Genomic DNA, 16,970 nt, shown 5'->3' with positions numbered 1-16,970 from the left:
AATTATCCTTATTAACCGTTAATCTTGCGCTGCATCGTCATCGGCATACGCATCATCTGTTAAGTTAGCCACGTTTAACGAATAATCGTCCTGACCAAATTGACACTTATCTAAAATGGCTTTTGGTAGCTTTTTCAGGGTTAAATTGACAAAGCGACCTGACTCACAGCGAAATGCACCACACATCACCAATAGGGTTCGATCACTACCTACTTCCTCGGAAAGTGCTTCTAACTTTTCAACAGACAGGCTTTGTGTTGTGACATAAATATGATCAGTCTCGGTTGAATAACCATGATCCCACCAATCCACTTCCGATGGCGCATAGGTAAAGCCTTCTAGCTTACAAACCGCTTCGGCAAGCATTTCTGGGTTGTATTCTTTGTTGATCACTTCCAAGCCAAACTTGTCTTTCACAATTAAAGACGGTGCAAGTTTGTAGTAACGGAAGCCGCCACCACCTTGCCAACCATATTTCATCGTAATGCCCGCAGGGTCGGAACCATCAATTACCCGCTTCATTCGCGGAATAATGTGAGTGTCACATTGCATACCTCGCTCAACTAAAATCCATTTTCTATTCATTTTATGAGCTACAGCTGCAGTAGTGCCAGATCCAGCAAAAGAATCCAAAACTATGTCACCAGGTTCAGTCGCCATTTTTATGACTCTTTCCACAAGCGCTTCAGGCTTTTTACCGTTTTTGAAACTGACCTTCCCTTCAGCTTCAAGACCAGTTGTCCTTATATCTGTCCAAAGATCCCCTGGATGTACAGTAAGGTTATCCTCCGCAAAAATTAATTGAACCCTCGGTTTTTTAGATTCCGTCGAATAATTACCTCTAACAAAATAAATCATCCCTTTTTTTGACTTTACGAAAAATAACTCTTGCTGAATCTTTTCTCTTTTTTCATTTGCTAAACTCAATACGGAAGCAGATGTAGCACATTGACAAATACGATATGCGTTTTCAAATAGCCAGTTATCTTTCTCTTTCCCTTTCAACCCTAGTTCTTTGCATATTTCAGCCACCGATTTCAGATTTATTTTATTAGCAATATTATCGAGAGTAGCTAAATCTTTTTCCGTAACTCCGCCGTCCAAATTGCATATTTCATCTACCTTTGCTTTATCATCTTTTGTAAAGCAATCAAGGAATATATTGTACTCAGTGTCCCACTTTTCCTTTGGAACAGGATCTAGCCTAATATTCTTAACACCGTCTTTCTTTGCAAGAATTATATATTCCTTTAGCTTTGGGATACTTCCATATTTTTTTACCGACCCCATTTTCAGGCCGCTCGCCTCACTCATTTTTACAGTGATTGTTTTTAAGTTCCTTTCATCACATATCTCAGACATCAATAAATACAGTCTTGCAAATTGTTTGTCGTCTATCTGAACTGCAATGTAACCATCACTTTTCAATAAAGACCAGAGTATCTCTAGTCTTTCTCTCATAAGATTTAACCATATTGAGTTCTCAAGTCCATCGTCATAATGTTCAAATGCTTGGCCTGTGTTATATGGTGGGTCTATGTAAATACACTTTACTTGCCCAACATACTCTTGCTCCAATGCCTTTAGCGCCAATAGGTTATCGCCAAAAATCAGCTTATTATCAAAAATATCGTTTTGGGTGACTTTTTGGCTGGCATGGTAAGACTTGCTCGGGTCTTCTAATAGAATGCGCGGCTCTAACTTTTTGCGTTCGTTTTTACCTATCCAGGTCAATTCTAATTTGGTTTTGCTCATCATTTCTGTACTCTTATCTTGTGTTCGTTACTTAGCGTTTTTGTTCCACAGCAATGACTACGCTGGCTGTGCTTGCCGATTGGAAGCTTGAGCGTTTTGCCCTTGCTGGCGATGTGTTTGCTCGGCTAAGTAACTGAATAAATTCTGGTTATGTGGGTCGTTCGCTTGAAGGCGTTCTTGTTTGGCTATCACTACTTGGTTTTCTGCCAAGTTTAAATGGCTGATCCACACCGACTGCATTAAACGAGCTGTATCGCCTAAGCGTTTGAAATACGCGTGCGGAACACTGCCCAATGCTAATGTTGTAAAACTATCAAAAAATTGCTGTCGAAGCTCATCAAAGGTACGACTGATTAAACCTTCAAATATTGCTTGCTCAGAAATCTCAGGGGCAGTAATAGCGTCTTTAAACTGCGCCATTACAAGCGTGGTTATACAGTAGGTAAAATGGCGATAGACCAGTTTTTCTGGGCTTGGATGCCCGCGTTCCGCAGCCGTGCATAAGCCTTGTATCGCCAGATAGCAGTTCACCGCGTTAATGGCTACAGCACCTTGTAAACCGGAACTAAAAATGGCTTGGTATTCATCAGTTTCCTGGTTGGTAAACTTACCTGGCTCTGCCTTTAGCTGATAAGGCACGCGCACATCAGCTTGCATACAGGCCAGCGCTTTTGCCAAGGTGTCGATAGTGATGCTACGAATACCAGCCGCTGCGGTTTGTTGTGGGCGATAGAGGTATTCGACACCGAACATTTTCATCTCTTGGCGCAAGCGCTCTTGGGTGTCGTCCAGAGCAGCAAAGTTGGCTAAGTCGACAGGATTTTGTAGGTTACGTGCTTTAGTTACTTGTTTGTGAAACGCATCGTTCCCCGTGTTGATAATGGTTACCATCACTTGGGCTTGGCTGATATCGGCATCAGGATTCTCACTCATAAACTGTGCTGCACTGGCGATGGTTTGTGCACCGTTGACGACGGACAGGCCTCTCACATCGATATTTTTCGCACCGCTTCGGTTATTTGACTTAACTTTAACCGTATTGCCTACAAGGGTTATGCCGTTGTTAAGGTAAATAAAATTTTCAGGCTCATGTAAAAGGGTGTCTTTAATGGCTTTATTTACCCCGCGTCTGCCAGCACCAATAAAATAGCGAATATTTTTCTCGTAGAGTTTGCGGTCATGAGTGGTGTGCAAGGCAATTAAATCGGTTAGTTTGGCGATACCAAATACGACTTTTCGTGGTTGTTCTTGCACTCGAAACTTATATACAGCGACACGCTCGTTTACTGTATCAACCGCATGTTCACTGCGAAGAGCCTGCTCAACATCGGTGGCAGTGAACTCTTGATAACCAGGTTCGATTTGCTCTTCACCTTCATCAATTAGCTCTTGGATCGCTGGTTGTAGGTAGTTTTGTGCTTGTATGGTAATTCCATTACCTGTGTATGCAACAAGCAGTTGAATGCTTTCACACTCGTCTAATGCTGTTTCAATATCTACTTGAAGATTTTGTACATTTTGATTAAAGCGTTGAAATTGCTTGTTTAAAAGTAACTTTACACCCTCAATAAAAGCCTGCGCTTCGCCCAGTTGGAATTGCGCATCTTCCTTCATTTTTGACTGTACTAAGTACAGAGTCTGATCAACTTCATGATAGTAGATGGCATCGATACCATGATCTTCATAGTCGTCCACAACTGCATTGGCTGCAGTTACTACGTCTAAATCGAATTTTTGCTGAAGTACGAATGCACTAAATGCCCTAGAAATTTGCTTTTTGGGTTTATCTTCTCGCCCACCTTGCCCTAGCAATGGTGGTAAATGCGGCACAAATCTCTGTTGAAGCAGGTCTCTTAATGGGCCAAAAAATTGTGGGTGTAATGCTGCCAATGTTAAATTCCCTTTCCTTAAATCAATTGCCAGTAGATAGTAAAAACTGTATCCGATATCGTTTTTTTGTTCAGTTTGCCTTCCAAAGTCTCGATTAACCTTTCTCGACGCTCATCGACTTCATCCTGTTTATCAAACAGCTCTCGTCTGCTTTTGTTGCGCTGACTTTCCATCCTCTTTTGCTGTTTTTGCAGCGCGAGCTTTTCTTCGAGTGTTACCGCAATCTTAGCCTCACGGCGTACTTCTTTGATTTGTTTATCGAGCTCTTTGATAGAGACTTCCAGGCCTTCTTTGAGATCATCGGCCCAGGCATCCAATTTGTTAACTTCCTGCTCAAAAAAGCTGAGGTTCCGGTGGTTGACCGACTTTTCAACCAGATGACACTCAGTCTGTAAAATACCTTCCAGGATCGATTCCGACTCAGGTAAAGCCGCACATTGGCCCATCTTATCTACTGACTGAACCTGCGATGGCAACTGTAAAAGCTTTTGCGCAACTTCAGCAGGAATAGTTTTGCCTTGGTTATCTACAGTGGCAAACAACAAGTAGTCTTCACTGCGTTCCAGTGACTCAATACTGAATTTTTGCAGCCGAAGTATGCCAGACTGACCAAGGAGCTTTTCAAGCACAGACACCTTTGCGTTGTGCGCTGAATAATCGAATACCAATTTTGCAAACGGCAACTCACGGTTGATAGCTTTCTGTAAAACCCACTCTCCCAAAGGAGCTGATATACGATAGCGATGGGAGTGAGGCAGTTCGGCTACTTGTTGCTGCGCAGCCCCGCGCTTATGTAGCTGATAGAGTCCGGGGACTACATTCGGGATCGAATTTTTTAGCTCAAAGCAATGATTTGTATCATCAAAATCTGCGTGATCTTGCAACTCATGACGGGTGATAGCCCAGAACCAGCGCCCGACTTTATCAAGCCGCTGCTCCGCACTGTCCAGACGCATTTTTAACAGGTCGTGGATATCTTCATCAAAGTTCTCGAGCAGCAGCTGTCTTGTCTCTTTCATTTTTTCATTAATGTCAGCTTCAAGCTCCTGTTGAAGGCGCTTAAAAGCAGCATCAATGTCTTCTGGCTTACGACAAGTCTCGTAGATGGCCTGAATGCGCTTTTCAAAATCAACACCAGATTCGATACTTCCGAGCACTTCGTCTGAGGCGCCAAATACTCCATCGAAGAGGTGGAATTTTTCACTAAGCAGTTCCAATACTCGTTGGTCTGCGTGATTTGACTGATTGAGAAAGTTTATAACCACTACATCGAACTTTTGCCCGTAACGATGGCAGCGACCGATACGCTGTTCAACGCGCTGGGGGTTCCACGGTAAATCGTAGTTAATCAACAAAGAGCAAAACTGGAGGTTAACCCCCTCTGCCGCCGCTTCTGTCGCTATCATCACCTCTGCGTGGTGTTTAAAGTCTTCAATAAGCGCGGTGCGACGATCAACCTGTGGTGAACCAGTGATTTGATCACTGCCCTGGTTTTCAACGAGCCAACGTTGGTAGACTTCTGTTGCATGTTGATGATTATTGGAGCCACTGAAGGTGACAATCTTATCCTGATAACCATTGGCTGAAAGAAATCGGTTTAAGTATTCCTGGGTCCGCTTGGATTCGGTAAAGATAATCACTTTTCGCGGTGCGCCCATGACCTCCATTTTGGCGAAGCCTTGTTCTAAAGCAGTGAGCAGCGCCGTTGCTTTACTGTCAGTTTCAATGGCCTTGGCTTGGTCGATATAAAGCTTGAGTTCATTGATTTCAAGATCAAGCAAATGCAGGTCTAAATCATCATCACCGGCCGCAGACTCATCTATTTCTTCCAAATATTCCTGTTCTAGGTCATCGTCATCCACTAACGTTGCAACGATGTTGATATCGCTTCTGTGGGCGCTTTTTAGAGACTCCAATCGTCTTAATATAGTTTCGAGCGTATTGAGCACAGCATGGGAGCTTGAGGCCAGTAATTTTCTTAAAATCAGCCCCGTTAAATGACGTTGATTTGAGGGTAGCGCATAACTTTCCTCGCGTTCCAACAGTGCCGATATGCCGTTATAAAGGTCCTCTTCTTGCGTGGTGGGCGTAAAGGGCACTGTGATCGTCTGGCGATTAGTATAAGGTACGTATTCCAGCACGTCTCGACGAAGTGTACGGTGGATAAAACCCTTTAACCTTTCTTTGAGCCTAGTGACTGCACTTTGGCCTTGAATAAAGTTTTGACGGAAGGTTCTCTCATCGCCAAAGAGCTGTTCATCTATCAGTGTTGAGAGTCCATATAACTCCATCAGAGAGTTTTGTAATGGCGTTGCTGTCAACAGCAGTTTTTTGCGACCAGTCAGTGCACGCCGCAGCACCTGCCCCATGCGATTGCTGATTCGATAAGCGTTTCTAAGTTTGTGAGCTTCATCGATAACAACCAGATCCCAGGGCTCCACTAGTAACTGCTCTTCAAGTCGAACAGCATAGTGATAGGACATGATAATGACCTGCTTTTGTGCAAGAGGATTGTGCACTCCTTCCTTCAGCAGATTACGCCAGGTTTTTGCATCCAAAATTTGCGATGGCAGATTGAATTTATCAGCGAGTTCTTGTGCCCATTGCTTACGTAGTGATGCTGGACAAATGATAAGGAGTTTACGACGACGCTCAGCCCAGTACTGCGACAGTACAAGGCCTGCTTCGATGGTTTTACCCAGCCCCACCTCATCAGCCAAAACTACACCTTGGCTGAGTGGATTGTTCAGTGCAAAAAGTGCCGCGTTTATCTGATGAGGATTAAGATCAACACTGGCGTCAAACAGAGATTGGGAGAGGCTATCAACCCCTCCTGCAGCATGGCGAATTGTAAGTTCATGAGCTAAATACTTGGCTTGATAGTCTGTTATCAACTGTAATGGTCCTTAAGATTTAATTACTTTACTGCCACTTTCAGGCCAAATTTACGCAATACGTAAAAGCGTCGTTTGAACAAGGGCTAGTCGATCATCTTGGTCACCATCATACGTTACTTGTAGGCAAGAATGTAATAACCGAAAAATAGTCATGCCCGCTAGTAATTACCTATAGATTAAACGACTACATCATCTAGATTGATAAACATCATTTTTAGGATTGTGTCAGAGAATAACCATCTAATCCAGAGAGGTAGCACACAGTCTTCGTACTAAACTGTAATACAGATGGGTGGAATTCCCCCTTGGGGTATCTTCAAAGCCACCGTAGGTCTTCTTGGTAGGTGGTTTGGCGATGTGACTACGTTCTCTTCGTCGTTTGAAATATAACTGGAGTTAAATGCTTTGAAGGTGAAGAACTATGGGATGGAGTATCCACCCCTTGTATTGATCATCAGGGCGACAAGACAAGCGCATCCCAATAAGGGAGATGCGCTTGTCTATACGTCAGTGAGTGCCCTACTTGAATAGTCTATGACATTCAAGCACTTAATACATCTTGATTGAAAATGTTATTACAATAATAACTAAGTAATCTTTGACTGTTGCCCTACCCTTGCTTGTTTTCAGTCATTCCCTTGGTTTAGTTAGGTTATTTTTAGTTATTGCTTATAGGCCTACTTATAGAGGGATGCAGCCAAGAAAAAGCATTTCAATCTAGCAATAGGGGACATTCTTAGCCTTTGAAGACAGGAAGTTATAAGGGATATCCTGAACTGAATTAATGTGCAATAAAACAGATATAGATATGGGCTTAATCGGTTCCACTCTGGGAATCTCGCTCCTCTATTCTTGTTAAAATCCAATTCTGCACCTCACTCTCAACCCAAGCGACTGCTCTTCCTCCAATCGATAGCTTTTCGGGGAATGCTTCCTGCTTAATCATTCGATAAATCGTAGCTTTGCTCAGACTGGTCATTTCCATTACTTCTTTCAATTTAATGAGTTTCATGATGAGTATCCTTTGTTATTGACTCATCACATAATCCGTTTGAGTAATTTTTAACTTTTCTTCCTGTTTCAAATCTTTTGCAGATATATATCACCCCTGTGCATATACCGATTAGCAACATTAGGAGGCGCTATGCACAAGGTGATCACCCAGCCCAGCAACAGCTGGTCAAAAACCTCATCCCAAGTTCTCGAAACCGCAGCCGGTATCGTCGCCGAGCGTTTCGTTCGCGGCGATGCTTTTTGTAACCCCGATGCCACTCGTGATTTTCTGCGCTTTAAGCTCCACCAGCATCAGCGTGAAGTGTTTGCCGTGATGATGCTCGATAGCCAGCACCGGTTAATTGAGTTCAATGAGATGTTCTTCGGCACCATTGATGCGGCCAGTGTCTATCCTCGCGAAGTCGTTAAGGCAGTACTGCTGTGTAATGCCGCAGCGGTGATCCTGGCCCATAACCACCCCTCGGGTAACCCTGAGCCATCGGCAGCAGATAGACGCATCACCGAGCGATTAATTGCCGCGCTCAATTCCATCGATGTGCCGGTACTGGATCACATCGTCGTCGGCGATCAGTGTGTGTCATTCGCCGAACGAGGCTGGCTCTGACATTCCTCTCAGACACAGCCCATACCGGCATAAAGGGCTACCTATAAGGCAGCCCTGCTTATTTTGGAGACCATCATGATTGAATTTACCGATAGCTTTTCCCAGGCGGCAGTTGCAGAGGCCTGCTCGGCATTTCCTAACTTGCTTAATCGCCTTAGCCTGGAGTTAACCCTGCCGATATTTCTCCGTCAAACAGATGACAATGGCGACATCAGCGGACCGGCAGAGATCAGCCCTCCCAAGCAACTGCGTAAGACTCAGCTGTTTGTCAGCAGCCGGGACATGGTGGATAACCTCCCCAAAGAGATTGGCTTTTGTCGCTTGGTCAGAGATTGCGATACATACGGCACGCCCCATGGCGAGTGGCGGATGATCCTCAACGGTTGTTACTACAACCACGGTGACAATGCCCATCCCCAATGGAGCAGTCACACTTAATTCTGTTTAATCACTAACAGCAACCTTTACCTAACCCTTACCCTAACCTCGCCCATCACGCTTGCCGTTGGTGGGCTTTTTGTTTTGGAGTCCACCATGAATATCCACCGCGAAACCACTATCCAACTGCCAGAGCCCTTCTATGAGTTACTAGAGAAGCAACTGACAGCCATCAACATCCCTGAATTTAATATCGTCACCTTTAACTACCGCGATCCCGACTACAGCGCCGAGAACGGTGGCTTTCACCCGGTGGAGATCAACCTCTACCGCCAGGGCGATAGCTGGCATCTGAACTACTTCACCGACTTTGCCTATTGCGGCGGCCCCTTCCCTGAATTGGAAAAGGAGATGGATATACAGTTTCAGCAAAAGGAGGTTTACAACAGTTTCTTTGGCCGCTGTTACCTGGAACACGCCGATAGTCCAGTACGGCTAGTACTGAACAACTTCTGCCGTTACGTCCAGATGGGGATTTACAAGATAGAGATCAGTGTCGACTGACCTGGTTCTCAAAAAGGTATTGTGGGAAGCAGCGAACTTAGGCCCCATGCGGGTTTGCCTGAGGCCGGTTCCCACATTCACGCTATAGCAAAAAGAGGGAACCACAGATGAAAGAAGTCGAAGCGGTGAAAAACCGCGACACCATTAAGCTTATCAGTTATCTGCTGCAGCGCCACTTTGGTCAGCAGATGGCCGATGTGTGGAATATCGGCCTTAACTTGGCCCTGCGGATCTCCGATTTACTGGCGATTAAGTTCAGTGATATCCAAGGCGATCGCTTAACCATTATCGAGCAAAAAACTGGTAAACCCGCCAGGATCAAGCTCAACGATAAGACCCAGGCGTTGATTGAGGCGATCCAGAAACGCCATCCGAACCACATCTATCTGTTTCAATCCCACCGTAGCAGGCAGATGCAATACGCAGCCCCGAAACCACTCAGTCGCCGCGCGGTGGCCAGAGCGTTTGCCTTTGTCGGCGAGGATATCAAGCTGGCATTAGGCACCCACTCGATGCGTAAGACCCGTGGTTATCACCTGTATCAGTCCTGCAAGGATATTGGCCGAGTGATGCGTATGCTCAGGCACGGCTCAGAAGCGGTCACCCTGCGATATATCGGCATTACCCAACAGCAAATTGATAGAGACTTTGTTGAGCTGGAGATCTAGCTCCTATCCCAAAAGCCATACACCACCATGGAGTCGTCACCGTCAAAGTGCGGCTCTTTTTTATCCCTTCGTCATGAGGAAACCCACATGAACACATTTAAAGCTGGCGATCATCTGATCGTTAATATCGACCGTCTACACCTCACCCAACATCATGGCTTATGCGTTGGTGATGATCAGGTGATCCATCAACGTAAAGATGGCGTGATTGAACAAGTCAGTATTGCGGTGTTTGCAGAAGGTGGCCACGTTAAGTGTAAAGCCATTGCCTACGATCGTGAAACCGCTATCGCACGGGCTCAAAGTCTATTAGGATACCGGCCCTACCACCTACTGGACAGTAACTGTGAGCATTTCGTCAATTGGTGTATCGATGAAACGGACAGCTCAGATCAGGTGAGTAACAGCCTGCACCTAACCGCGCAGATCAGTACCAGAGCGGGATTGTTGGGCAGCAGTGCCAAACGGCTCGCCCAGGGCAGTAGCGCCAATATTGCGCTGGCCTCCACCGCAGCCAAGATGGCAGGAGAATATCTGGGCCTACCTGACTCGGTAAATCGGGTGATTGGTACCCCTGGCGATCTCGTCGCAAAACCGCTTGAGACACTGATCAATGGCACCAGTGACACCTTGAGTACTTCAGCAGAACAATTACGTGATGGTCAATACGGTAAAGCCGCAACGTCATTGGTCACAGGCGCAGCCAAGACTACCGTTAAAGCAACGGTGATCACTCCGGTTAAAGTGCTTGGCGATGGCATGATCGCAGCAGCGGATGTTGGTAAAGATATCTGGTATTGGTTACGTCATTAAGTCAGAACAAAGTACAGGGGCATGAGGCCCCTGCTATTCCCAACCTAACAATTAGCCTAAGAAGATTTTCTGACTAGCGTTAAAGTGACGATTACCATCTCCAATCTCCTTAGTTTCTTTTTTTGTCAGATAACTCAGCCGATACTGACAATCAATCAGCGTTTGTCCATAATCGGGCGCATTTTGATCCAGCCAGTAGACACCATTAGCACAGACATGCACTAAACCAATTGCTTCGCCAATATCGATATCCAATGCACTCGCCCAAGCACCCACAATACGGTTATAGGTGTTATCAGCACCAGGCTCAGTACGACCAAAGGTAAACAGCGCATCCTTATTAAACATAAAGGCCACATGATAGTGCCAATGACTAGTCCCTACAGCTTGCTCCCGACACCAGATATAACCAAAGCCAATAGGATGCCCTGACTCACGCCGGTTATTCCAGGCTGACAATCGACTCTTAAATGCATCTATAAAACGAGAGATCACCTTAGTGTCGTCCCATTGAAGGTATTCTGGGAAACGTAAATCAAACCGCATCACAGTAACTCGATTGAAGCGCTGTAAATGCCTCGATAACACATCAGATACGATTCGTTGATGTTCTGATGAGAGGGTGTATTTATCCTGAATTGAACGGTTAGTATTGAAGTGATTGTTCGTCATGTTAAGCACCTTATGTTGGTTAAACACAAGATGGACTTAACTAATATTTTTTAACTTACCACAGGGCAATCTTAGCTATACCCTATGCCATACAATCCATTAATTATTAATGCGTTACTACCTATATACTACTATACCGAAGACTGCGAACTCATCATCCTCCCACTTTTACTCTTCCAGGAGATCGTTTTGCCGACAAAATCCAAGCTGTTCAGATTGATATTCACTCTGGAGTTAGCCAGAAACATCAATAGCTTTATCACTACAGAGTTCACTATCTAGCAATCGGAAACACCTTGCCAGCCAGCAAACGATCATCAAGCAGCATACAATCGTAAAAGTTCTCGTTATCTGGAACGAATGCTTCTAACACACAGGACATCATCGCTACAGGCAAAGGAGGATGAGGAGGGGGTACCGACACCATAAAGTGATTAGGTAAGTAGCCATGCAATTGAATATGCAAACCAAACTTATCCAAATAATCACGCCACCACTTTGCCAATTCTAGAATGACCATATCGACCTCATTGGCTAAAGCGACAATAATGTATTCCTTTTGCTTTTGTCTGTCGGGATCGGCATCGGCATCGGCATCGGCATCGGCGGGCAATTGTTCACACAACAGTCCATGCCTTAGCATTCCTCTAACCTGTTGAGCAAGGAAATTTGATCGTTCAACCTTTGGTCCACTAACTTCATTTAGATGATTAGCGTACATAGGAACCAGAGATAAAATTGCCGACAGGGACAAATGGGAAACATACAGGACTAATTGTTTATCACTGAATACTTCAGCAAGCTCAAAATACTGCTCATTCGATAAATTTGAAGTCTGCTCAGGATACTTATCCTGCTGTCCAGACTTTTTAACACGTCGATAAAACTCTCTGAGCTCACTGATCAATCTAAATGGGATAAAGCTATCGTTAGAGAGGGATACCCCCAATTTAATTACTTTACGTCTAGAGCTTTGTGGGGAAATTTTATAGATGGGCAATAAACGCTCAAAAAAAGCATTCCTTTTTACTCCATCGACTACGGTAGAAATGACACTTCGTCTAATTAACAGCTTGATGGTTTTTCGAAAAGTTAACTCAGTCATCCCCAGTAACTTGCTAGTTAACTCAATATTGCATCCTATAAAATATCCTCCATGATTTTGTATTAGCAGAGCTGCCCAAACCAAACGCATATTGGTACTGATTGCGGTGTTTCTTTCTGAAGAGGCCTTATCCGCAGATGTTTCACCACGAAGCGCACAGGTCAATTCATCCAGACCAACAAAAGATTCATGAAACTGACACCACATACTCCAACACTCAGGAGTCAAACTATAAGCAAAACGTACCCTCGATTTGTCACCAAATTGACGTTCCAAAGGACTCTTAATTTTCCAAAGATATCCTTCTCGTACTAAGTACTCTAACGCAACTCCAAGATTACGCTTTGACACACCTAAAGCACTAGCTAGGGCATCTCTAGATCCATCTTGAAATAGAGGACCAAGGCAGGAAGCCCAAGTCAAAAGGATCAACCTAGTACAAGATGATGCGCCCGTCATTGAGTGCAATAGTTGCATATTTAAGATACAAGTAAAACTAATGAATGCACCATATATAGCATACCACATCCCCTATTAATAGCTGATTGCTCAGCATCACACGACATGTTACGTTACATGTAATGCAATGGCCAGAAGATAAATCATGTCAACTAATAGACCAATTGAACTTCCAAAAATCATCAAGCTATTCGACTTTTTAGACTCCGAAACAATCGAATCAATAAAGTGGATAACTGGGTATTTGGATAGTAAAAAATATCCCCAACCACCACGAACCGACATTGAAAGTATCAAATATTTTTTAGCTAACCATTTTCTTACAACAGGAGTTGCTTATAGCGACATTTCAATTTTTGCTCAAAAAATGGGGAACGCATGGAGGGTGAGGAAACACAGACAAGATAAAACTGTTAAGACACTATCAATTAGCCTTAAGAAAGATGTGTCGGATCAACTAACTCAAATGTGTAAAGGTCACAAAAAGACTGACATTATCACATTGCTTATTACAGATAGCTACGAACAGTTTTTAGCAGAAAAGAAAGCCGCAAAAAATAGGTTGCCCGAGGAAAAAAGAATAAAACAGCAGGAAAAATCGGAGGATTGGATAGAAAAAGAGTTTATGATCCCTAAAGCCCCTCAACAACCAAAAGCAAAAATTGAACAGTTAAATGAATTAAAGAAAGGAATAGCCAACCTTTATGAAATAATTTGTTTCGCCCATGAACAGGGCAAGGGAGTCGACGATAAAGTACTGCTTGAAGCAACAAAATTATACTACAATGCATTCAATAAATAGCAGTAAAACAGGACTTCAACGCGAGATTGGACGCCGATTCAGATTCCAAACGGGAAACTTAGCATAAACCATTAAAAAATTTACAAAATATTGAATTTTCACCAAAAGTTACACATCAGTTTTTGGTATTCCAAGCAGTATTCCAAGTGAGACAACCGAACCGGACAAAACTCATATAAATCAACTGTAAATAACATCAATTCAGATGACGCCGTCCCACCAATAAAAACAAAGGGTTAGCGGAAACGCTAACCCTTTGTCACATCTAGATGGCTGCAAAATGGCGGCAACAGTTTAAAAATCATTCCAGAGTATTAGCTTAAGCACAGTTGTCTCTTAGTTGCTTGCAGAATGTTTTGTTCACGGCTATCATCTGTTCATGATTCATGAACGTGAGGCAGGTATGAACAAAGAAGCCACATTACTCATGCTCGCAATGGACAATCTACCTCCCCAACTCCATGGCGAAAGCACTCTTGTCGCTAACAGGAAAGAGAATCATTGCTTCAATGATGCAGAAGTGATACTGAAAGCCCGTGATAAAACCTATCATTTTGATGTTGAAATAAAACATATCCATCGCAAAGAGAGCTTAGCTGCATTGTTACCTTTTGTGCGCCCAGATACTCTGCTTATCTGTAATAGGCTATCTCCATTTTTAGCCGATTTTTGCTCTGAGCATTCAATCAACTTTATTGATAATGCAGGTAACGCAAGGGTTACATATAAAGAGTTCAACCTCTGGGTGGAGGGCAAGCGCCCACTTAAAAGCTTTTCTTCAAATAGTCCTCAAGCAAAGCCCGGCGTAGGTTTTATGAAACTGCTATTTGCCTTGTTAGTTAAAGATGAAACCTTACATTTGCCCTATAGAGACATAGCTAATCTGGCAAATATCTCTTTAGGTATGGTCAGTAAAGGGGTTCAATATTTGGTAGCGGAGAAGTTAATCAGTCAAGGTTCTAGCAGAGATGTGCTAGACCAAGCAGCGCTATATAGACTTTGGTTTGAGTATTACCGAACGGTATTAAGACCAAAACTGGGAGGCATAAAGCTAGATGCCCCAAGCGACTGGAGAGACATCCCCCTCAATCAGAGAGATTGCTGGGGTGGCGAAGTCGCTGCCGATGAACTGACCCAATATTTACAACCCTATGAATTACAACTTTTTACATTCGAACCACTACAAAAAAAGCTTGCTCAGCTCAAGGCAAAGCCCAATACAACCGGTAAGCTCTGGCTTGTTCCCGCATTTTGGGGTCAAGAATTACAAATAAACAATAAAGCTAAGGCATTACTGGCAATTGCAGAATTATTGGCCAGCAATGACAGCCGCAACAGGGAAGTTGCAGGACAAATCAATGAACAATATCTACACCTTAAAACATTCCCTTAGACCAGGATTTGAACCAGTCTTAAAGCTCATCGTTGAAACGACTCAGAAAACAGGCACTCCGTTTTTTGTGGCTGGGGCAACAGCAAGGGATTTAGTTTTGTTCCACGTATTTGGGCGAGATCCTGGCAGGCAGACCCGTGACATTGACACAGGTATTCTTCTACCAAATTGGGACGTGTTTAAAGAAGTCAAAAAGGCGTTAATTCAAACAGGGCTAACAGAAGCAAATAATAATGCGCACCGCCTTATACATAGTAGCGGGTTGCCAGTAGACATTATCCCATTCGGAACCATTGCGGATGAAAACGGTGAAATTCAATGGCCACCCGAACATCAAATAACTATGTCGGTGGCAGGGTTCCAGGAAGCCTATGATGCCAGCCTATTAGTTGATATAGGTGATGGCATAATCATCAAAGTTGCCTCACTCGCAGGATTAACTCTGCTTAAACTCATTGCTTGGCAAGAACGTGCCGATATGAATGACAAAGATGCAACCGACTTCTTAACCATTCTATTGGAATATCAACACTTACAACTGGATCGTCTTTGGGAAGATTTCATACCAGCAGAAGCGCTTGAATATGACTTGGAACGCCAAGCTGCCTTTCTGTTGGGTTACGATCTGAATGGCATACTATCTCAGGCCGATAGTAGCACTCATACCATAAATCAAATTAAGTTAGTTAAAGCTGATCAGGACAACAGACTACTAAGAAGCATGCTCAAAAACCCATCAGCACATGATACGGATAAAATCAGCTTGTTACTTCAAGATTTCTGGATGGGATTAAAACTAAACGAGCTTTAACTGGATAGCCACCTAGGCGGGACAGAAAACAAAAAAGCCAGTTGATTGCTCAACTGGCTTTTTAAATTTATCAACCTACGTTAGGTCAAAACACTTCATTAACCGCCGGTGCCGCCACCGCCAGCGCCACCAGTGCCACCTGTACCACCGGTAGGAGGCTGAGTTGGATCTTCAGGCTCTTCTGGAGGATTCACAGGTTGAGGCGCAGGCACTACAACTGTCGCAGGAGGAGTTGCAGGGTCGTAGTTAGGATCAGTTAGATCATCGATGTTCTTAGAGGTTTCTTTCACATCAATAACTATCTCTTCACCACTGGTATTCATCGGATACTCAGGATAGCTCTCTAGCACAGTCGCGGTCAGGTTACCGGCAGCCTTTGCTAACTGAGTAGGATCAATTCCTGGATTCGCTACTAAAGTATCTGATAATACGACGTTAGTTGCTGCGATTTGGCTAAACAACTCAGCATTACCTTCCTCTTTAATGGTGGCCATGCTGCCTTCAACATCCAGCAAGAACTCCTCAATCGAGATGCCACTTACAGTGGTTAAGTCAGTCAGACCGAGTGCATTTAATACTTCAACAGCCGTTGCTTCATTGTAAGCTTGGTCACCCAATGTATCGGCAATCAAGGTAGAGATAGGTGAAGCAGTGACTTTTTCTGTGTCTGCAGTAACTAAACCGACAGGAACTTTATAGGTCACATCGCTCATGTCCTTACCGTTAGACACATCGATTGCGTTCTCTGTAGGTAAGAAAGTAAATGAACAGTTTGAAGGATCTTCAATGGTTTCATCATAAACAAAACCTTCAAAGTCAGTCATCCCTAACTCGATTGGGTCACCGCCGTCACACACAGCTTCAGCATCCATTCCCCATACTGCACCGTCAAATGCCTGCACAGCTAATGATGATGGCGGTGGCGGTGGCGGTGTTACGACATCCTTATCCTTGTCCTTGTGATCATTACAGCCAACCACAATAGCGGCTGAAATACACACCGCTAGAAATTTATATTTCATTGCATTTCCCTCAAATGAACATTAATAATAACGCTATGAACTATCATAACGTGGAGTAAATAAATGGTATATATTTTTATTTAAAAACAGATAATTATTTAAACCTTTCTCGCTCTACAGCAG

15 protein-coding genes are annotated in these 16,970 nt (G+C 43.8%); 8 read left to right on the top strand and 7 right to left on the bottom strand.

The genetic code is table 11. The features are described from left to right. Window positions 1-18: 18 nt before the first annotated feature. From LZP69_RS08440 to LZP69_RS08425, 4 genes are all read right to left on the bottom strand, one after another. Complete coding sequence (locus tag LZP69_RS08440) at window positions 19-1,758, bottom strand: site-specific DNA-methyltransferase (protein WP_442800671.1); 1,740 nt, start codon at window positions 1,756-1,758, stop codon at window positions 19-21. A gap of 54 nt (window positions 1,759-1,812) precedes the next feature. Beyond that, window positions 1,813-3,645: an AIPR family protein gene (locus LZP69_RS08435; protein WP_234199827.1), complete on the bottom strand. Its 1,833-nt coding sequence runs from the start codon at window positions 3,643-3,645 to the stop codon at window positions 1,813-1,815. Window positions 3,646-3,662: 17 nt separating this feature from the next. Further along, a complete protein-coding gene (locus tag LZP69_RS08430) occupies window positions 3,663-6,539 on the bottom strand; it encodes an SNF2-related protein (protein ID WP_234199825.1) in 2,877 nt (958 codons plus the stop codon). An 817-nt stretch (window positions 6,540-7,356) separates the two neighbouring features. Continuing rightward, entirely contained in the window at window positions 7,357-7,554 is a 198-nt protein-coding gene (locus LZP69_RS08425) for a helix-turn-helix transcriptional regulator (protein WP_234199823.1), read from the bottom strand. A 132-nt stretch (window positions 7,555-7,686) separates the two neighbouring features. On the opposite strand from LZP69_RS08425, the gene radC reads away from it, so the two are divergent. The 5 genes from radC (at window position 7,687) to LZP69_RS08400 (ending at window position 10,583) form a co-directional block, all read left to right on the top strand. After that, entirely contained in the window at window positions 7,687-8,160 is a 474-nt protein-coding gene (radC, locus tag LZP69_RS08420) for a RadC family protein (RefSeq protein ID WP_234199821.1), read from the top strand. 75 nt (window positions 8,161-8,235) lie between these two features. Continuing rightward, window positions 8,236-8,598, top strand: a complete 363-nt coding sequence (locus LZP69_RS08415) for a hypothetical protein (protein WP_234199820.1) — start codon at window positions 8,236-8,238, stop codon at window positions 8,596-8,598. 96 nt (window positions 8,599-8,694) lie between these two features. Continuing rightward, window positions 8,695-9,102, top strand: a complete 408-nt coding sequence (locus LZP69_RS08410) for a DUF2787 domain-containing protein (protein WP_234199818.1) — start codon at window positions 8,695-8,697, stop codon at window positions 9,100-9,102. Between the two features lie 107 nt (window positions 9,103-9,209). Further along, a complete protein-coding gene (locus LZP69_RS08405) occupies window positions 9,210-9,770 on the top strand; it encodes a site-specific integrase (protein WP_234199817.1) in 561 nt (186 codons plus the stop codon). Window positions 9,771-9,857: 87 nt separating this feature from the next. Next, a complete protein-coding gene (locus LZP69_RS08400; protein WP_234199815.1) occupies window positions 9,858-10,583 on the top strand; it encodes a lecithin retinol acyltransferase family protein in 726 nt (241 codons plus the stop codon). Window positions 10,584-10,634: 51 nt separating this feature from the next. Here LZP69_RS08400 and LZP69_RS08395 read toward each other — a convergent pair whose 3' ends face one another. Next, window positions 10,635-11,255, bottom strand: coding sequence for an inovirus Gp2 family protein (locus LZP69_RS08395; protein WP_234199813.1), 621 nt, complete (start codon window positions 11,253-11,255; stop codon window positions 10,635-10,637). A 274-nt stretch (window positions 11,256-11,529) separates the two neighbouring features. Beyond that, window positions 11,530-12,636 (bottom strand): hypothetical protein, encoded by a 1,107-nt coding sequence (locus LZP69_RS08390; RefSeq protein ID WP_234199811.1) that lies wholly within the window; start codon window positions 12,634-12,636, stop codon window positions 11,530-11,532. 328 nt (window positions 12,637-12,964) lie between these two features. Here LZP69_RS08390 and LZP69_RS08385 point away from each other — a divergent pair, with 328 nt between their 5' ends. The 3 genes from LZP69_RS08385 (at window position 12,965) to LZP69_RS08375 (ending at window position 15,825) form a co-directional block, all read left to right on the top strand. After that, window positions 12,965-13,621, top strand: a complete 657-nt coding sequence (locus LZP69_RS08385; RefSeq protein WP_234199809.1) for a hypothetical protein — start codon at window positions 12,965-12,967, stop codon at window positions 13,619-13,621. Between the two features lie 403 nt (window positions 13,622-14,024). Beyond that, on the top strand, window positions 14,025-15,014 hold the full coding sequence (locus tag LZP69_RS08380) for a type IV toxin-antitoxin system AbiEi family antitoxin (RefSeq protein WP_234199807.1): 990 nt from the start codon (window positions 14,025-14,027) through the stop codon (window positions 15,012-15,014). Then, window positions 14,980-15,825, top strand: a complete 846-nt coding sequence (locus tag LZP69_RS08375) for a nucleotidyl transferase AbiEii/AbiGii toxin family protein (protein WP_234199806.1) — start codon at window positions 14,980-14,982, stop codon at window positions 15,823-15,825. Before LZP69_RS08380 ends, LZP69_RS08375 begins: the two co-directional genes overlap by 35 nt. A gap of 98 nt (window positions 15,826-15,923) precedes the next feature. Here LZP69_RS08375 and LZP69_RS08370 read toward each other — a convergent pair whose 3' ends face one another. Further along, window positions 15,924-16,847 carry a hypothetical protein gene (locus tag LZP69_RS08370; protein ID WP_234199804.1) on the bottom strand — a complete coding sequence of 308 codons (924 nt, stop codon included), beginning with the start codon at window positions 16,845-16,847 and terminating at the stop codon, window positions 15,924-15,926. Between the last annotated feature and the right edge of the window lie 123 nt (window positions 16,848-16,970).

It is taken from the genome of Shewanella sp. AS1 (genome assembly GCF_021412565.1).
Classification (GTDB): Bacteria; Pseudomonadota; Gammaproteobacteria; order Enterobacterales; family Shewanellaceae; genus Shewanella.
Note: the sequence above shows the minus strand (reverse complement) of the source record. Positions and strands in the feature narration are given on the sequence as shown.

Bases quoted from the DNA above. Each gene is read 5' to 3' on its own strand.
- LZP69_RS08380 (WP_234199807.1), top strand. From the start codon at position 14,025: ATGAACAAAGAAGCCACATTACTCATGCTCGCAATGGACAATCTACCT.
- LZP69_RS08375 (WP_234199806.1), top strand. From the start codon at position 14,980: ATGAACAATATCTACACCTTAAAACATTCCCTTAGACCAGGATTTGAA.
- radC (WP_234199821.1), top strand. From the start codon at position 7,687: ATGCACAAGGTGATCACCCAGCCCAGCAACAGCTGGTCAAAAACCTCA.
- LZP69_RS08425 (WP_234199823.1), bottom strand. From the start codon at position 7,554: ATGAAACTCATTAAATTGAAAGAAGTAATGGAAATGACCAGTCTGAGC.
- LZP69_RS08395 (WP_234199813.1), bottom strand. From the start codon at position 11,255: ATGACGAACAATCACTTCAATACTAACCGTTCAATTCAGGATAAATAC.
- LZP69_RS08400 (WP_234199815.1), top strand. From the start codon at position 9,858: ATGAACACATTTAAAGCTGGCGATCATCTGATCGTTAATATCGACCGT.
- LZP69_RS08440 (WP_442800671.1), bottom strand. From the start codon at position 1,758: ATGATGAGCAAAACCAAATTAGAATTGACCTGGATAGGTAAAAACGAA.
- LZP69_RS08370 (WP_234199804.1), bottom strand. From the start codon at position 16,847: ATGAAATATAAATTTCTAGCGGTGTGTATTTCAGCCGCTATTGTGGTT.
- LZP69_RS08415 (WP_234199820.1), top strand. From the start codon at position 8,236: ATGATTGAATTTACCGATAGCTTTTCCCAGGCGGCAGTTGCAGAGGCC.
- LZP69_RS08405 (WP_234199817.1), top strand. From the start codon at position 9,210: ATGAAAGAAGTCGAAGCGGTGAAAAACCGCGACACCATTAAGCTTATC.
- LZP69_RS08385 (WP_234199809.1), top strand. From the start codon at position 12,965: ATGTCAACTAATAGACCAATTGAACTTCCAAAAATCATCAAGCTATTC.
- LZP69_RS08410 (WP_234199818.1), top strand. From the start codon at position 8,695: ATGAATATCCACCGCGAAACCACTATCCAACTGCCAGAGCCCTTCTAT.